Annotated in this window: 22 protein-coding genes; 21 read left to right on the top strand and 1 reads right to left on the bottom strand. The window is 67.8% G+C overall.

What is annotated here, in order from left to right; translation table 11 throughout:
• The first annotated feature begins 1 nt into the window (after nt 1).
• The 15 genes from rplP to FHY02_RS07135 all read left to right on the top strand — a co-directional run bounded on the left by rplP (nt 2) and on the right by FHY02_RS07135 (nt 7,918).
• Nucleotides 2–436 (top strand): 50S ribosomal protein L16, encoded by a 435-nt coding sequence (gene rplP, locus FHY02_RS07205; RefSeq protein ID WP_022687059.1) that lies wholly within the window; start codon nt 2–4, stop codon nt 434–436.
• 1 nt (nt 437) lies between these two features.
• Nucleotides 438–644 (top strand): 50S ribosomal protein L29, encoded by a 207-nt coding sequence (gene rpmC, locus FHY02_RS07200; protein WP_183921112.1) that lies wholly within the window; start codon nt 438–440, stop codon nt 642–644.
• Nucleotides 645–657: 13 nt separating this feature from the next.
• Entirely contained in the window at nt 658–930 is a 273-nt protein-coding gene (gene rpsQ / locus FHY02_RS07195) for a 30S ribosomal protein S17 (protein ID WP_132909143.1), read from the top strand.
• Nucleotides 931–1,151: 221 nt separating this feature from the next.
• On the top strand, nt 1,152–1,520 hold the full coding sequence (rplN, locus tag FHY02_RS07190; RefSeq protein ID WP_022687056.1) for a 50S ribosomal protein L14: 369 nt from the start codon (nt 1,152–1,154) through the stop codon (nt 1,518–1,520).
• Complete coding sequence (rplX, locus tag FHY02_RS07185; protein ID WP_183921111.1) at nt 1,520–1,837, top strand: 50S ribosomal protein L24; 318 nt, start codon at nt 1,520–1,522, stop codon at nt 1,835–1,837. The genes rplN and rplX overlap by 1 nt, the downstream gene beginning before the upstream one ends.
• Nucleotides 1,830–2,417, top strand: coding sequence for a 50S ribosomal protein L5 (rplE, locus tag FHY02_RS07180; RefSeq protein WP_183921110.1), 588 nt, complete (start codon nt 1,830–1,832; stop codon nt 2,415–2,417). Before rplX ends, rplE begins: the two co-directional genes overlap by 8 nt.
• A gap of 35 nt (nt 2,418–2,452) precedes the next feature.
• On the top strand, nt 2,453–2,758 hold the full coding sequence (gene rpsN, locus FHY02_RS07175; RefSeq protein WP_183921109.1) for a 30S ribosomal protein S14: 306 nt from the start codon (nt 2,453–2,455) through the stop codon (nt 2,756–2,758).
• Nucleotides 2,759–2,767: 9 nt separating this feature from the next.
• The gene (rpsH, locus tag FHY02_RS07170) at nt 2,768–3,178 is read left to right on the top strand and encodes a 30S ribosomal protein S8 (RefSeq protein WP_132909147.1); all 411 of its coding nucleotides are present in this window, start codon (nt 2,768–2,770) and stop codon (nt 3,176–3,178) included.
• Nucleotides 3,178–3,711 (top strand): 50S ribosomal protein L6, encoded by a 534-nt coding sequence (gene rplF / locus FHY02_RS07165; protein ID WP_183921108.1) that lies wholly within the window; start codon nt 3,178–3,180, stop codon nt 3,709–3,711. The genes rpsH and rplF overlap by 1 nt, the downstream gene beginning before the upstream one ends.
• Entirely contained in the window at nt 3,708–4,058 is a 351-nt protein-coding gene (rplR, locus tag FHY02_RS07160) for a 50S ribosomal protein L18 (RefSeq protein ID WP_132909149.1), read from the top strand. The genes rplF and rplR overlap by 4 nt, the downstream gene beginning before the upstream one ends.
• A gap of 3 nt (nt 4,059–4,061) precedes the next feature.
• A complete protein-coding gene (gene rpsE / locus FHY02_RS07155; RefSeq protein WP_260158584.1) occupies nt 4,062–4,811 on the top strand; it encodes a 30S ribosomal protein S5 in 750 nt (249 codons plus the stop codon).
• A gap of 5 nt (nt 4,812–4,816) precedes the next feature.
• Nucleotides 4,817–4,996 carry a 50S ribosomal protein L30 gene (rpmD, locus tag FHY02_RS07150; RefSeq protein WP_183921107.1) on the top strand — a complete coding sequence of 60 codons (180 nt, stop codon included), beginning with the start codon at nt 4,817–4,819 and terminating at the stop codon, nt 4,994–4,996.
• A gap of 96 nt (nt 4,997–5,092) precedes the next feature.
• Nucleotides 5,093–5,626: a 50S ribosomal protein L15 gene (rplO, locus tag FHY02_RS07145; RefSeq protein ID WP_132909152.1), complete on the top strand. Its 534-nt coding sequence runs from the start codon at nt 5,093–5,095 to the stop codon at nt 5,624–5,626.
• 257 nt (nt 5,627–5,883) lie between these two features.
• Nucleotides 5,884–7,230 (top strand): preprotein translocase subunit SecY, encoded by a 1,347-nt coding sequence (gene secY / locus FHY02_RS07140; RefSeq protein WP_183921106.1) that lies wholly within the window; start codon nt 5,884–5,886, stop codon nt 7,228–7,230.
• A 40-nt stretch (nt 7,231–7,270) separates the two neighbouring features.
• Nucleotides 7,271–7,918 (top strand): adenylate kinase, encoded by a 648-nt coding sequence (locus tag FHY02_RS07135; RefSeq protein ID WP_183921105.1) that lies wholly within the window; start codon nt 7,271–7,273, stop codon nt 7,916–7,918.
• On the opposite strand, the gene FHY02_RS07130 is transcribed toward FHY02_RS07135, so the two are convergent.
• Nucleotides 7,881–8,096 carry a hypothetical protein gene (locus FHY02_RS07130; RefSeq protein WP_183921104.1) on the bottom strand — a complete coding sequence of 72 codons (216 nt, stop codon included), beginning with the start codon at nt 8,094–8,096 and terminating at the stop codon, nt 7,881–7,883. The genes FHY02_RS07135 and FHY02_RS07130 overlap by 38 nt on opposite strands.
• 597 nt (nt 8,097–8,693) lie before the next feature.
• Between FHY02_RS07130 and FHY02_RS07125 the strand changes: the two genes are divergently transcribed.
• From FHY02_RS07125 to FHY02_RS07100, 6 genes are all read left to right on the top strand, one after another.
• Entirely contained in the window at nt 8,694–8,939 is a 246-nt protein-coding gene (locus FHY02_RS07125) for a hypothetical protein (protein WP_183921103.1), read from the top strand.
• 192 nt (nt 8,940–9,131) lie between these two features.
• Complete coding sequence (gene rpsM / locus FHY02_RS07120; RefSeq protein WP_132909157.1) at nt 9,132–9,500, top strand: 30S ribosomal protein S13; 369 nt, start codon at nt 9,132–9,134, stop codon at nt 9,498–9,500.
• Nucleotides 9,501–9,603: 103 nt separating this feature from the next.
• Nucleotides 9,604–9,993 (top strand): 30S ribosomal protein S11, encoded by a 390-nt coding sequence (gene rpsK / locus FHY02_RS07115; protein WP_019516037.1) that lies wholly within the window; start codon nt 9,604–9,606, stop codon nt 9,991–9,993.
• A 92-nt stretch (nt 9,994–10,085) separates the two neighbouring features.
• A complete protein-coding gene (locus FHY02_RS07110; protein WP_183921102.1) occupies nt 10,086–11,150 on the top strand; it encodes a DNA-directed RNA polymerase subunit alpha in 1,065 nt (354 codons plus the stop codon).
• Between the two features lie 256 nt (nt 11,151–11,406).
• On the top strand, nt 11,407–11,829 hold the full coding sequence (gene rplQ / locus FHY02_RS07105; RefSeq protein WP_132909159.1) for a 50S ribosomal protein L17: 423 nt from the start codon (nt 11,407–11,409) through the stop codon (nt 11,827–11,829).
• Between the two features lie 117 nt (nt 11,830–11,946).
• Nucleotides 11,947–14,604, top strand: coding sequence for a valine--tRNA ligase (locus FHY02_RS07100; RefSeq protein WP_183921101.1), 2,658 nt, complete (start codon nt 11,947–11,949; stop codon nt 14,602–14,604).
• The last annotated feature ends 58 nt before the right edge of the window (nt 14,605–14,662 follow it).

The raw sequence follows: 14,662 nt of genomic DNA, 5'->3' as shown, positions 1-14,662 counted from the left end.
AATGCTGCAACCGAAGCGCACCAAGTTCCGCAAGGCGTTCAAGGGCCGTATCCACGGCGACGCCAAGGGCGGCACCTCGCTGAACTTTGGCTCCTATGGCCTCAAGGCGATGGAGCCGGATCGTATCACCGCGCGTCAGATCGAGGCGGCCCGCCGCGCGATCACGCGCCACATCAAGCGCCAGGGGCGTCTGTGGATCCGCGTGTTCCCGGACGTGCCGGTGTCGAGCAAGCCCGCCGAAGTCCGCATGGGCTCAGGCAAGGGTTCGCCCGAGTTCTGGGCGGCGCGCGTCAAGCCGGGCCGGATCCTGTTCGAGCTCGACGGCGTCGAGGGGCCGCTCGCCGCGGAGGCGTTCGAGCGCGCCGCGATGAAGCTGCCGATCAAGACCAAGGTCGTGGCGCGTCTCGGCGACACCTCGCACCTGGGAGGCGAGTAAGATGGCAAATACCACCGACTTCACCGGCCAGAGCGACGACCAGCTCGCCGAGAGCCTGGGCAACCTGAAGCGCGAGCAGTTCAATCTGCGCTTCCAGGCGGCGACCAGCCAGCTCGAGAAGCCGAGCCGCGTGCGTGAGGTCCGCAAGGACATCGCCCGCATCAAGACCCTTCAGGCGCAGCGCAATGCTGCGGCTGCGGCCAAGTAAGAGGACGACGCACATGCCGAAGCGCGTGCTGACCGGAGTGATCGTCTCCGACAAGGGCGAGAAGACGGTGATCGTCAACGTGGAGCGCAAGGTGAAGCACCCGCTCTACGGCAAGATCATCCGCCGCTCGAAGAAGTACCACGCCCATGACGAGGCGAACGAGTATAAGCAGGGCGAGACCGTGCGCATCGAAGAGACCGCGCCGATCTCCAAGCTGAAGACCTGGAAGGTCGTCGACCGCGTGAACACGCATGTCGCGCCCGAGCGGGTCGACGTCGACGCGTAAGCGTCGCTGAGCGCGCCCGCCGGCGTTTCGGGAAGGGTCCGCGGCCTGGCCGCGGAGACCAGCCGAGCGTGGCGGGAAGACGTGGGGGCAGGGCACTTGCCTTTCGCCCGCGGAGCGGCTAACCGGCCGCTCCCCTCGGTACGGCCATGCGCCTGCCGGGGGTCGTTTTTTTAGGCGGGGCTGGGTCGGAATCCACCCCAAGGCGAGAAGGAAGCGGATCGATGATCCAGATGCAGTCCAATCTCGACGTCGCTGACAATAGCGGCGCGAAGCGGGTGCAGTGCATCAAGGTGCTTGGCGGGTCCAAGCGCCGCACGGCCGGCGTCGGCGACATCATCGTCGTCAGCGTCAAGGAAGCGCAGCCGCGTGGCCGCGTGAAGAAGGGTGACGTTCACCGCGCGGTGATCGTGCGTACCGCCAAGGACATTCGCCGCGCCGACGGCTCGGTGATCCGGTTCGACGGCAATGCCGCGGTGCTGGTCAACAAGAACGAGGAGCCGATCGGCACCCGTATCTTCGGCCCGGTCGTGCGCGAGCTACGCGGCAAGAAGCACATGAAGATTATCAGCCTCGCGCCGGAGGTGCTGTAATGGCCGCCGCGAAGATCAAGAAGGGCGATCAGGTCGTCGTCCTTTCCGGCAAGGACAAGGGCAAGACCGGCACGGTCACCCAGTCGATGCCGAAGGATAGCAAGGTGATCGTCGGCGGCGTCAACGTCGCTACCCGTCACCGCAAGCCGACGCAGGCGAACCCGCAGGGCGGGCTCGAGCGCATCGAGGCGCCGCTGCACGTGTCGAAGGTGGCGCACGTCACCGCCGACGGCAAGCCGACGCGCGTCCGTTTCGAGACGCAGGATGGCAAGAAGGTCCGCGTCGCGGTGAAGACCGGGGAGAAGATCGATGGCTGACGCCTACAAGCCCCGCATGAAGGCGATCTACGAGGATCGCATCGTCGCGGCGATGACCGAGAAGTTCGGCTACAAGAACGTCAACGAGATCCCGCGGATCGACAAGATCGTGCTCAACATGGGCGTCGGCGAGGCGACCCAGGACAAGAAGCGTGTCGACCAGGCCGCGTCGGAGATGGAGCTGATCGCCGGTCAGAAGCCGGTCGTCACCAAGGCGAAGAAGTCGATCGCGCAGTTCAAGCTGCGCGAGGGCATGCCGATCGGCGTGAAGGTCACCCTTCGCCGCGAGCGCATGTACGAGTTCCTCGACCGCTTCATCACCATCGCGCTACCGCGCGTCCGCGACTTCCGCGGGCTGAACCCGAAGAGCTTCGACGGCCGCGGCAACTACGCCTGCGGCATCAAGGAGCAGATCGTGTTCCCGGAGATCAACTATGACCGCATCGACAAGGTGCGCGGCATGGACGTGATCGTGACCACGACCGCGAAGACCGACGACGAGGCGCGCGAGCTGCTCCGCCTGTTCGGCTTCCCGTTCCCGATCGAGGACGAAACGACCGACGCGAAGAAGGCGGCATGACCGTCTCGCTGGTCTGATAAAGAGAGCTTAAGTCCATGGCGAAACTGAGTTCCGTGAACAAGAACGAGCGTCGCAAGAAGCTGGTGGCGCAATATGCGCCCAAGCTGGCGAAGCTGAAGGCAACCGCGAACGACCAGTCGCTCGACGAGACCGAGCGTCTCATCGCGCGGCTGAAGATGGCGGAGCTGCCCCGCAACGCCAATCCGACGCGTATCCGCAACCGCTGCGCGCTGACCGGTCGTCCGCGTGCTTACTACCGCAAGTTCGGGCTTGCCCGTGTGATGCTGCGCGATCTGGCCAACAAGGGCCTGATCCCGGGTCTCACCAAGTCGAGCTGGTAAGGACGTACGATGGCAGTGACCGATCCCCTGGGTGACCTGCTCACCCGCATCCGCAACGGCCAGCGCGCGCGCAAGGACAGCGTGCTGTCGCCCGCGTCGAAGCTGCGCGTCCGCGTGCTCGACGTGCTCCAGCGCGAGGGCTACATCCGCGGCTATTCCGAGGAGGAGCTCGCGCTCGGCAAGGGCGCGTCCACCAAGGGCGTCCGCATCGAGCTCAAGTATTTCGAGGGCCAGCCCGCGATCAAGCATGTCGCGCGCGTCTCGAAGCCGGGCCGTCGCATCTATTCCGGCGCCACCGAGCTGCCGCGCGTGATGAACGGCCTGGGCATCACCATCGTGTCAACGCCGAAGGGCGTTCTGTCGGACGCCGAGGCGCGCGAGCAGAACGTCGGCGGCGAAGTGCTGGCGGAGGTGTTCTGATGAGCCGCATCGGCAAGAAGGCGGTCCCGATCCCGTCGGGCGTCACCGCCACCCGCCACGGCAACGAGCTGTCGGTCAAGGGCCCCAAGGGCACCCTGACGATGCCGCTGTCGGACCTGATCAGCTACGACGTGCAGGGTGACTCGATCGGCGTGCAGCCGGCCAACGACACCAAGCGCGCGCGCGCCTTCTGGGGCATGCAGCGGACGCTGGTGCAGAACCTCGTCACCGGCGTGACCGAGGGCTTCACCAAGAAGCTGCTGATCACCGGCGTCGGCTACCGCGCCGCGGCGCAGGGCCGCAACCTGCGCCTGCAGCTCGGCTACAGCCATGACGTCAACATCGAGGTGCCCGAGGGCATCGAGGTGAAGACGCCGGACGCGACCACCGTCGAGATCAGCGGTGCGGACAAGCAGCGCGTCGGCCAGCTGGCCGCCGAGATCCGCCGCTGGCGTAAGCCCGAGCCGTACAAGGGCAAGGGCATCAAGTACGACGGCGAGTATATCTTCCGTAAGGAAGGGAAGAAGAAGTGACCAAGGGTCTTTCGCTTTTCGACAAGCGGCGTCGCCGCAACCGCACCGCGCTGCGCGCGCGGGCTGGCACGCGTCCGCGCCTGTCGGTGCATCGCTCGGGCAAGCACATCTACGCCCAGGTCATCGACGACGCCAACGGCCACACCGTGGCTTCGGCCTCGACGCTGGCCGGGCACGAGGGCAAGACCGCGACCGTCGCGGCCGCGACCGAGGTGGGCAAGCGCGTCGCCGAGGCGGCGAAGGCCGCCGGTGTCACGCAGGTCGTGTTCGACCGTGGTGGCTTCCTCTTTCACGGCCGGGTGAAGGCGCTGGCCGAGGCCGCGCGCGAAGCCGGACTGGAGTTCTAAGACATGGCTGACGAGAACCAGCAGACGCAGGCGCCCGAGGCCGAGGCCCAGGCGGCACCGGTGCAGTCCGCGCCGCAGGACAATGGCCCGCCGCGCGGCGCGCGCGGCGGCCGTGGCGGCGGCGGTGGTCGCGGCGGAAACGATCGTGGGGGGCGCGGAGGCCGTGACGGCAACCGTGGGCGTCGCGACGACCGTCGCAACAACGACGACGGCGGTGAGGAGCTGATCGAGAAGCTCGTCCACATCAATCGCGTCTCGAAGACGGTAAAGGGCGGCAAGCGCTTCGGCTTCGCGGCGCTGGTCGTGGTGGGCGACGGCAAGGGCCGCGTCGGCTTCGGCCACGGCAAGGCGCGCGAGGTCCCCGAGGCGATCTCCAAGGCAACCGCCGCGGCGAAGAAGAAGATGGTCCGCGTGCCGCTGAAGGAAGGCCGCACGCTGCACCACGACGGCAACGGCCACTTCGGCGCGGGTCGCGTGACGCTGCGCTCGGCGCCGCAGGGCACCGGCATCATCGCCGGCGGTCCGATGCGCGCGGTGTTCGAGAGCCTCGGCGTCGCCGACGTGGTGACCAAGTCGGTCGGGACCTCGAACCCGTACAACATGATCCGTGCGACCTTCGAGGCGCTGAACACGCAGACCTCGCCGAAGGCGGTGGCGCAGCGTCGCGGCAAGAAGATCGCCGACCTGCTCGGCCGCGCGCACGGCGCGGACGCGGCGACCGCCGAGGCGGATGCCGCGGCAGTGGTGGAGTGAGCGACATGGCGACCATCAAGGTGAAGCAGACCGGCTCGCCGATCCGGCGGACCAAGGACCAGCGCGCGACGCTCATCGGCCTGGGCCTCAACAAGATGCACCGCGTCGCGGAGCTGCAGGACAGCCCCGAGGTGCGCGGCATGATCCGCAAGGTGCAGCACATGGTCGAGGTGGTGGAGGGCTGAGCCTTTCTCACCTGACTAGTGACAAGACGAGGGAAGGGGGCTAACCGGCCCCCTTCCTGTTTTTCAGCGCGACAGAAGCGAAAGCGAGTGCAAATCATGAAGCTCAACGAACTCAGCGACAACCAGGGCGCCCGCCACCGCAAGATCCGCGTCGGCCGCGGTATCGGCTCGGGTAAGGGCAAGACCGGTGGCCGCGGCGTCAAGGGACAGAAGAGCCGCGAGGGTGTCAGCATCGCGGGCTTCGAGGGCGGCCAGATGCCGCTCCACATGCGGCTGCCGAAGCGCGGCTTCAACAACATCTTCGCCAAGGACTATGCCACGGTGAACCTCGGCGAGATCCAGAAGGCGATCGAGTCGGGCAAGCTGACCGGCACCGACCTGGACCATGCCGCGCTCAAGGCGGCCGGCCTCGCGCGCGGCGGTAAGGACGGCGTGCGGCTGCTCGGCAAGGGCGAGCTGACCACGAAGCTCAATTTCACGGTCGCTGGCGTGTCGGCGTCGGCGCGCGAGGCGGTCGAGAAGCTCGGCGGCTCGGTTACTGTGCCCGAGATCGTCCCCGCTGCGGACAAGCACAAGGCCAAGCACCGCACCGCGCAGGCCGCGCGCAAGCAGGCGCAGACGCAGGCGTAAGCCGCTCCCGACGCTCTCCCGGCGCCTCGGGCTTGACCCGGGATCCATGTCGCCGCACGCGCAACGCTTGTTGTGGCGCGCGGCACCATGATCCCCGGAGCGGGCCCGGGGTGACGAATTGAGCGAGCGTCGCAGATGCTCGCGCCGCGCGTGATCCGGTCAGACCGGGTTAGACATGGCGCCTGATGCGCCTATATGAGCGGCGGGGCGGTACAAACGCATCCCGCCGTTCTTCGTTTCCAGGATACACCGATACGATGGCATCCGCAGCCGACCAGATGGCGCAGAGCATCAGCCTCGCGAAATTCGCGCAGGCGACCGACCTTAAGAAAAGGCTGTGGTTCACGATCGGTGCGCTGATCGTCTTCCGGCTGCTGAGCTACGTGCCGCTGCCCGGGATCGACCCCACCCAGCTCGGCGTACTCGCCGAGCGGATGAAGGGCGGCGTGCTCGACTTCTTCAACACCTTCTCGGGCGGATCGCTGTCGCGCGCGTCGCTGATCGCGCTGGGCGTGATGCCGTACATCACCGCCTCGATCGTGGTGCAGCTCGCCACCTCGCTGAGCCCGCAGCTCGCCGCGATCAAGAAGGAAGGCGAGTCCGGGCGGAAGAAGCTCAATCAATACACCCGCTACGGCACCGTCGCGCTGACCGCGGTGCAGGGCTATTTCATCGCGCGCGGGCTCGAGGCCGGCGGGGCGGTGATCGAGCCAGGCATGGTGTTCCGCGTCGGCGCGGTGATCTCGCTGATTGGCGGCACGATGTTCCTGATGTGGCTGGGCGAGCAGATCACCAGCCGCGGCATCGGCAACGGCGTCTCGCTGATCATCATGGCGGGCATCGTCGCGCACCTGCCGACCACCCTGGTCAACCTGCTCGAGGGCGGGCGCTCGGGGTCGATGAACCCGATCTCGGTGGTGCTGATCATCGCCGTGGTGGCGGGCCTGATCCTGCTGATCTGCTTCATGGAGCGTGCGCAGCGCCGCATCCTGATCCAATATCCCAAGCGCCAGACGCAGCGCGGCATGCAGGCTGATCGCAGCCACCTGCCGCTCAAGATCAACACCGCGGGCGTGATCCCACCGATCTTCGCCTCGTCGCTGCTGCTGCTGCCGCTGACAATTACGCAGTTCGCGGGCAACCGGGTCTCGGGCGAAAGCCGTTTCGGCGACATCCTGATCGGCCTGAACCAGTATCTCCAGCACGGCTCGCCGGTGTACATGGCGCTCTACGCCGCCGGCATCATCTTCTTCTCGTTCTTCTACACCGCGGTGGTCTTCAACCCGGAGGAGACGGCGGAGAACCTCAAGCGCTACGGCGGCTTCATCCCGGGCATCCGTCCGGGCAAGAACACCGAGAGCTATTTCGATTATGTGCTGACCCGCATCACGGTGATCGGCGCTGCCTATCTGACGTTCATCTGCGTCGTCCCCGAGTATCTGGTGTCGGCGCTGTCGATCCCCTTCTATCTCGGCGGCACCAGCCTGCTGATCGTGGTCAACGTGACGATGGACACCGTCACCCAGATCCAGTCGCACCTGCTGGCGCATCAGTATGGCGACCTGATCAAGAAGGCGAAACTGAAGGGCGCGCGCCGCCGCTGATCGCGGGGCGCGGGACGACGCGACAGGGAGGCGTTATCTCGTGAACATCATTCTGCTGGGGCCGCCGGGGGCGGGCAAGGGCACCCAGGCGCAGCGGCTGGTCGAGGAGCGCGACATGGTCCAGCTCTCCACCGGCGACATGCTGCGCGCCGCGGTCAAGGCGGGCACGCCGGTAGGGCTCCAGGCCAAGGCGGTGATGGAGGCGGGCGAGCTCGTCTCGGACGCGATCGTCTCGGCGCTGATCGGCGAGCGGATGGACGCTGGCACCGGCAGCGGCGCGATCTTCGACGGCTACCCGCGCACTGCGGCACAGGCCGACGCGCTCGACCTGCTGCTGACCGAGCGCGGCCAGACCCTCGACCATGTCATCGAGCTCGAAGTGGACGAGGATGCGCTGGTCGAGCGGATCGTCGGCCGCTTTACCTGCGCGGTGTGCGGCACCGGCTATCATGACACGTTCAAGCGCCCGAAGGTCGAGGACGTATGCGACGTCTGCGGCGCGAGCGAGTTCAAGCGCCGCCCCGACGACAATGAGCAGACGGTGCGGACTCGCATGGCCGAGTATCGCGCCAAGACCGCGCCGATCATCCCGATCTACGAGTCGCGCGGGCTGGTGCGCCGCGTCGACGGCATGGCCGAGATCGGCCAGGTCACCGCCGCGATCGAGTCGATCCTCGGCGATCGCTGAGCGGTCGCGGCGGGGCGGCGGGACGACGCACGGCGAGAACGATCGCCGCGCTGCCCGCCAGGATCGCTGCCACCATGCCGCCAAGTGCAAGCAGCCCCGCCGGGGTCACCTCCACCGCGGCGCGCGCGCGCAGATGCGACGTCTCGAACGAGGCGTAGGCGCGTTGTAGGTCCTCCATGTCGGGCGAACGCGCGGGGGCGGCGCTAGATGCGTCCGCGGCCGCGGGTCGGGCTCGGCGCGGGGATCGCGACCGATACGGGCGCAGTTTCACAGACATGACGGAAAGTTCATGCGCCTGCCACGCTGCGGAAGCGGTGCGCGGGGTAGAGCAGGGGCACGGGCGGCGGTGGTCGCCGTCCGATCGCCGAAGACAATACGGAACTCGTCACCTTCTCTCCCGGTGGTGACGAGGCCGGCGGAGGGTTCCCTGTCCTCCGCCGGCTCTTCGCGCGCTCGGGATCAGTTCGGTCGCTTCCTCACCGACGGTCGCTCGCCCGCGATCGGCGCCTTCTAGTCAGATGCCCTCCTAGTGCGCTGTCGGTCTTCGTCATTCCCGCGAAGGCGGGGATCCATAAACGCTGACGGTCCGGCCCTCTCTCGAAGGTTGGCGCGTCTGGATCCCCGCCTTCGCGGGGATGACGGAAGAGGGTGCGGGCGTACGACCTAAGTGGTGGTAGCGCGGGCGTGGAGAGCGCGCGGGAAGCCACCATAGCGTGCCCCCCGCTCTGAGCCTATGGCTCTGGCCCTCTCCTCCGCGATGCGCCACACCGGGCGCATGGACGCCCTGACCCTCTTCGGCCTGTTCGCCGTTTCCTTCATGCTTCTGTGCTATATAATGGAGGAGCGCGCGCCGTACTGGACTTTGCTGTTCGCCTTGGGATGCCTGATGGGCTCCGCGTACGGCTTCCTCCAGGGCGCGTGGCCGTTCGGGCTGGTCGAGCTCGCCTGGTTCGTTGTGGCGCTGCGAAAATGGGTCGCGCTGCGGCGATCGGCGTGCCGCGACTCGGAACCGCTTGCTTGACAGTGCGTTCCCGCGCGCTTATCCGCCCTTCCTTCCAACCTCTCACTCGTCGGCGTCGCACTCGTGCGCACGTCGCGTTTCCTGCGTTCGGCGGGGAGCGACTCGGGCCAGCGGGGGCGCGGAAGGCAATGCGTTGAGATGGGATGCGTGCAGCCATGCCGCGCCCCGTGGAGCACAGGAGACATATAGCACATGGCACGTATCGCGGGTGTTAACATCCCGACCAACAAGCGCGTGGTGATCGCGCTGACCTACATCCACGGCATCGGACCGGCCAAGGCCAAGGAGCTGACCGAGAAGCTGAACATCACGCCGGAGCGGCGCGTGCAGGACCTGACCGATCAGGAAGTGCTGCAGATCCGCGAGGCGATCGATGCCGGCTACACGGTCGAGGGTGATCTTCGTCGCGAGACCGCGATGAACATCAAGCGCCTGATGGATCTCGCCTGCTACCGCGGCCTGCGCCACCGCAAGGGCCTGCCGGTCCGCGGCCAGCGCACGCACACCAACGCGCGCACCCGCAAGGGCAAGGCGAAGCCGATCGCGGGTAAGAAGAAGTAAGAAAATCGTCCGGGGACGATTTTCACTTCTTCTCCGCCGGAGGCAGGCGCGAGGCGGACAGCCTCCCGGCTTCCGTATTGGAATCTAAGGTCAGGAACACCACATGGCTCAGGCACCGCAGCGCATTCGCCGGCGCGAACGCAAGAACATCACCGCGGGCGTCGCTCACGTGAACGCCAGCTTCAACAACACCATGATCACCATCACCGACGCGCAGGGCAACGCCATCAGCTGGTCGTCCGCGGGCATGATGGGGTTCAAGGGCAGCCGCAAGTCGACCCCGTACGCGGCGCAGGTCGCAGCCGAGGACGCGGGCAAGAAGGCCGCCGAGCACGGCGTCCGCACGCTCGAGGTCGAGGTCAAGGGGCCGGGTTCGGGCCGCGAGTCGGCGCTGCGTGCGCTGCAGGCGGTCGGTTTCCAGATCACGTCGATCCGCGACGTGACCTCGATCCCGCACAATGGCGTGCGTCCGTCGAAGCGGCGTCGCGTCTGATCTGATGTTCTTCGCGTGGCCGCTGACGAGCGGCTGCGTCCATTACCCGGTCGGCGCCCGCCAGCGCCGGCCCAACCCCAGGGGACGAGAGCTTGTCTGTCAACGCAAAGAACTGGCAAGAACTGAAGAAGCCCAACCAGCTCGAGAAGAAGAGCGGTGACGGCAAGCGCAAGGCGACCTTCGTCGCCGAGCCGCTGGAGCGTGGCTTCGGGCTGACGCTGGGCAACGCGCTGCGGCGCGTGCTGCTCTCCTCGCTGCAGGGTGCCGCGGTGACCTCGATCAAGATCGAGAACGTGCTGCACGAGTTCAGCTCGCTCGCGGGCGTGCGCGAGGACGTCACCGACATCGTCCTCAACGTCAAGCAGATCGCGATCCGCATGCAGGGTGAGGGGCCGAAGCGCCTCCAGCTCTCCGCGACCGGCCCGTCCGAGGTCAAGGCGGGCGACATCGCGGTGTCGGGCGACATCGAGGTGATGAACCCCGAGCTGGTGATCTGCCACCTCGACGAGGGCGCGACGCTCAACATGGAGCTCACCGCCGACGTCGGAAAGGGCTATGTCGCCGCCGTCAACAATCGGCCGGCCGATGCGCCGATCGGTCTTATCCCGGTCGACGCGCTCTACTCGCCGGTGCGCCAGGTGTCGTACAAGGTCGACCCGACCCGCGTCGGGCAGGACCTCGATTATGACAAGCTGACGCTGACGATCGAGACCGACGGCACCGTCACTCCCGAGGACGCGGTGGGCTATGCCGGCCGCATCCTGCAGGACCAGCTGGCGCTGTTCGTTCACTTCGACGATTCCTCGGTCACGCGCTCGGCCCCGGTCGGCGTCGCGGCGCCGGCGGCGTCGGGCGGCGAGGTCGCGAGCGACACCGCGCAGATCAACCGCTACCTGCTCAAGAAGGTCGACGAGCTCGAACTCTCGGTCCGCTCGGCCAACTGCCTCAAGAACGACAATATCATCTATATCGGTGATCTCGTCGGGAAGACCGAGGCGGAGATGCTGCGGACCCCGAACTTCGGGCGCAAGTCGCTCAACGAGATCAAGGAAGTGCTCTCCTCGATGGGGCTGCGGCTGGGCATGGAAATCCCCGGCTGGCCGCCCGAGAACATCGAGGAAGTCGCCAAGAAGCTCGAGCAGGAGATCATGGGCTGATCCGCACGCGCGTAGCGTAAGCTATGCGCGAGACGGACAGTCCCGGCCGGCGGGTGCCGCGTCCGGCACCCGACCGACGCCGCGGCTGAGCCGCGGCGCCATCCGGTCTCCTATACTATAGAGGCTCCCGCGGGAGCGACGTGACGACGGTGGGCTCAAACGTCCCCACCAGGCCCGGGGTACCTGAGGGCACCCATCGAAGCGCTACTTCGATGGGACCCGTTCACGGCCCCCTGACGAACGAAAGGAAAGACCCATGCGTCATAGAGTTGGCGGTCGTAAGCTGCAGCGGACCTCGGCCCATCGCCAGGCACTGTTCCGCAACATGTCGGCCGCGCTGATCAAGCACGAGCAGATCACCACCACGGTCGCCAAGGCGAAGGAGCTGCGCCCGTACATCGAGAAGCTGATCACGCTCGGCAAGAAGGGTGGTCTCAGCAACCGTCGTCTCGCCCACGCGCGGCTGCTCGACGACGCCCAGCTGGTGAAGCTGTTCGACGTGCTCGCGCCGCGCTACGCGTCGCGCAACGGCGGCTACACCCGCATCATCAAGGCGGGCATCCGCGCCTCGGACGCGTCGCCGATGGCGATCATCGAGTTCGTCGACCGCGACGTCGCCGCCAAGGGCCAGGACTCGGGCCCGGTGACGACCGACGAGGACTTCGACGTCGCCGCCTGATCCAGGCGCGCCGCGAGGCTGACAGCAGGGCCGTCCCGGGATGCCGGGGCGGCCCTTCTGCTATGCGGCGGCGACGCGGTCTTCCCTTTTGGCGCGACGCGGGATAGCCGCCGGGCCATGACCGAGCTCGCCAAGACCTTCGACCCCGCCGCGATCGAGCGCCGCTGGTACACGCACTGGGAAGACAAGGGCCTGTTCCGCCCCGAGCGCCCCAACGCCGAGCCCTGGACGATCGTCAACCCGCCGCCCAACGTGACGGGCTCACTCCACATCGGCCACGCGCTCGACAACACGCTGCAGGACATCCTGACGCGCCATGCCCGGCTCAAGGGCAAGGACGCGCTCTGGGTGGTCGGCACCGACCATGCCGGCATCGCCACGCAGATGGTGGTCGAGCGCCAGATGGGTGCCAAGGGCGAGAAGCGCACCGACCTGTCGCGCGAGGCATTCGTCGCGCGCGTGTGGGAGTGGAAGGCGGAGAGCGGCGGCGAGATCACGCGCCAGCTGCGCCGGCTCGGCTGCTCGATGGACTGGGCGAACGAGCGCTTCACCATGGACGAGGGCTTCTCGCGCGCGGTGCTCAAGGTGTTCGTCGAGCTGCACCGCCAGGGGCTGCTCTACCGCGACAAGCGGCTGGTCAACTGGGACCCCGGCCTCGGCACCGCGATCAGCGACCTCGAGGTCGAGACGCGCGAGGTGCGCGGCAGCTTCTGGCGGCTGCGCTACCCGCTCGCCGACGGGTCGGGATCGATCGAGGTGGCGACGACGCGGCCCGAGACGATGCTCGCCGACATGGCGGTGGCGGTGCATCCCGAGGACGCGCGCTACACCGCCTTGGTGGGCAAGCAGGTGCGGCTGCCGATCACCGGGCGGCTGATCCCGATCGTCGCCGACGAGCACGCCGACCCGGCGCTCGGCTCGGGCGCGGTGAAGATCACCCCAGGGCACGACTTCAACGACTTCGAGGTCGGCCGCCGCGCCGGGATTGAGGCGCGCGACATGCTCAACATGCTCGATGCCACGGCGCGCGTGGTGCAGACCGCGGACGGGCTGATCCCGGCTGAGTTCCTCGGCCTGCCCGGCAACGACGCCAAGGCCGAGCAGGACGCGCGCCGGCTGGTCGTCGCGCAGCTCAAGGAGGCGGGCGTGCTGATCCCGCACGTCGACAAGGAAGGGGTCGCGCACGACGCCGAGCCGCGCGTGATCCAGACGCCGTTCGGCGATCGCTCGGGCGCGGTGATCGAGCCGTGGCTGACCGACCAATGGTATGTCGACGCCGCCACCTTGGCCAAGCCGGCGATCGAGGCGGTGCGCTCGGGCGCGATCAAGCTGGTGCCGAAGTCGTGGGAGAAGACCTTCTTCAACTGGATGGAGAACATCCAGCCGTGGTGCGTGTCGCGCCAGCTCTGGTGGGGGCACCGGATCCCGGCGTGGTTCGACGCCGACGGCCGCGCCTATGTCGCCGAGACCGAGGAGGAGGCACGGGCCGAGGCGGGCGCGGACGTGGCGCTGACGCGCGACCCCGACGTGCTCGACACTTGGTTCTCCAGCGCGCTCTGGCCGTTCGCGACGATGGGCTGGCCCGACGCCGCGGACCGCACGCTCGGCGGCCGCTACCCCAATGACGTGCTCGTCTCGGGCTTCGACATCCTGTTCTTCTGGGACGCGCGGATGATGATGCAGGGCATGCACTTCATGGGCGAGGTGCCGTTCCGCACGCTCTACCTGCACGGCCTGGTGCGCGCCGCCGACGGCGCCAAGATGTCCAAGTCCAAGGGCAACACGGTCGACCCGCTCGGGCTGATCGACCGCTACGGCGCCGACGCGCTGCGCTTCTTCATGGCCGCGATGGAGAGCCAGGGGCGCGACATCAAGATGGATGAGAAGCGCGTCGAGGGCTATCGCAACTTCGCGACCAAGCTGTGGAACGCAAGCCGCTTCGCCCAGGCCAACGGGATCGGCGGCTCGACCACGCTGGAGCCCCCGCTCGCGAGCCTTTCGGTGAACAAGTGGATCCTCGCCGAGACAGTGGCGACGGTGCAGGCGGTCGACCTCGCGCTCGCCGACTATCGCTTCGACGCCGCCGCCAACGCGATCTACCAGTTCGTGTGGAGCCGCTTCTGCGACTGGTATCTGGAGCTGATCAAAGGACAGATCGACGAGGAGACCAAGGCGGTCGCGGGCTGGGTGCTCGACCAGATCCTGGTGCTGCTCCACCCGTTCATGCCCTTCATCACCGAGGAGCTGTGGCACGCGCTGGCACCGCGCGAGCACGAGCTGATCGTCGCGCGCTGGCCGATGGCCGACGCGCGCGCGCTCGACCCGGCCGCGACACAAGAGGTCGAGCGACTGATCGAGCTGGTCGAGGGGGTGCGCGGCGCGCGCGCCGAGCTCAACGTGCCGCCGGGCACGCGCATCGCGCTCCACACCGGGGCGGGCAGCGTGCCGGCGACGATCGCCCCGTACGTCGAGCGGCTCGCGCGCGTCACGCTGACGCCGGGCGAGGCGAGCGGCGCGCGCGCGCCGATCCTCTGGGGGGCGGAGACGTTCGCGTTGGCGCTGGAGGGCGTGATCGACCTCGAGGCGGAGCGCCAGCGGCTCCAGAAGTCGCTGGCGGCGGCCGAGAAGGAGCGCGACTCGCTGGCGGGGCGGCTCGGCAACGCGAGCTTCGTCGAGCGCGCCAAGCCCGAGGCGGTGGAGAAGGCGCGCGCCGACCACGCCGAGAAAGCGGCGGACGCAGAGCGCTTCGCCGCGGCGCTGGCGCGGCTGGGGTGAGGGGCGGGGCAGTCCGCTCCTACCCCTTCCCACTGTCATCCCCTCGGCCGCCCCTACT

This window comes from Sphingomonas sp. BK069 (assembly GCF_014193405.1).
Classification (GTDB): domain Bacteria; phylum Pseudomonadota; class Alphaproteobacteria; order Sphingomonadales; family Sphingomonadaceae; genus Sphingomonas.
The sequence above is the reverse complement of the archived record's forward strand: the minus strand, read 5'-3'. Positions and strand labels throughout refer to the sequence as shown.

Coding starts and splice junctions, on each gene's coding strand:
- rplX (WP_183921111.1), top strand. CDS start 1,520: ATGGCCGCCGCGAAGATCAAGAAGGGCGATCAGGTCGTCGTCCTTTCC.
- rpsM (WP_132909157.1), top strand. CDS start 9,132: ATGGCACGTATCGCGGGTGTTAACATCCCGACCAACAAGCGCGTGGTG.
- FHY02_RS07125 (WP_183921103.1), top strand. CDS start 8,694: ATGGACGCCCTGACCCTCTTCGGCCTGTTCGCCGTTTCCTTCATGCTT.
- rplF (WP_183921108.1), top strand. CDS start 3,178: ATGAGCCGCATCGGCAAGAAGGCGGTCCCGATCCCGTCGGGCGTCACC.
- secY (WP_183921106.1), top strand. CDS start 5,884: ATGGCATCCGCAGCCGACCAGATGGCGCAGAGCATCAGCCTCGCGAAA.
- FHY02_RS07130 (WP_183921104.1), bottom strand. CDS start 8,096: ATGGAGGACCTACAACGCGCCTACGCCTCGTTCGAGACGTCGCATCTG.
- rplE (WP_183921110.1), top strand. CDS start 1,830: ATGGCTGACGCCTACAAGCCCCGCATGAAGGCGATCTACGAGGATCGC.
- rplQ (WP_132909159.1), top strand. CDS start 11,407: ATGCGTCATAGAGTTGGCGGTCGTAAGCTGCAGCGGACCTCGGCCCAT.
- rpsN (WP_183921109.1), top strand. CDS start 2,453: ATGGCGAAACTGAGTTCCGTGAACAAGAACGAGCGTCGCAAGAAGCTG.
- rpsK (WP_019516037.1), top strand. CDS start 9,604: ATGGCTCAGGCACCGCAGCGCATTCGCCGGCGCGAACGCAAGAACATC.
- rpsE (WP_260158584.1), top strand. CDS start 4,062: ATGGCTGACGAGAACCAGCAGACGCAGGCGCCCGAGGCCGAGGCCCAG.
- rplO (WP_132909152.1), top strand. CDS start 5,093: ATGAAGCTCAACGAACTCAGCGACAACCAGGGCGCCCGCCACCGCAAG.
- rpmD (WP_183921107.1), top strand. CDS start 4,817: ATGGCGACCATCAAGGTGAAGCAGACCGGCTCGCCGATCCGGCGGACC.
- FHY02_RS07100 (WP_183921101.1), top strand. CDS start 11,947: ATGACCGAGCTCGCCAAGACCTTCGACCCCGCCGCGATCGAGCGCCGC.
- rplP (WP_022687059.1), top strand. CDS start 2: ATGCTGCAACCGAAGCGCACCAAGTTCCGCAAGGCGTTCAAGGGCCGT.
- rpsH (WP_132909147.1), top strand. CDS start 2,768: ATGGCAGTGACCGATCCCCTGGGTGACCTGCTCACCCGCATCCGCAAC.
- rpsQ (WP_132909143.1), top strand. CDS start 658: ATGCCGAAGCGCGTGCTGACCGGAGTGATCGTCTCCGACAAGGGCGAG.
- rpmC (WP_183921112.1), top strand. CDS start 438: ATGGCAAATACCACCGACTTCACCGGCCAGAGCGACGACCAGCTCGCC.
- rplN (WP_022687056.1), top strand. CDS start 1,152: ATGATCCAGATGCAGTCCAATCTCGACGTCGCTGACAATAGCGGCGCG.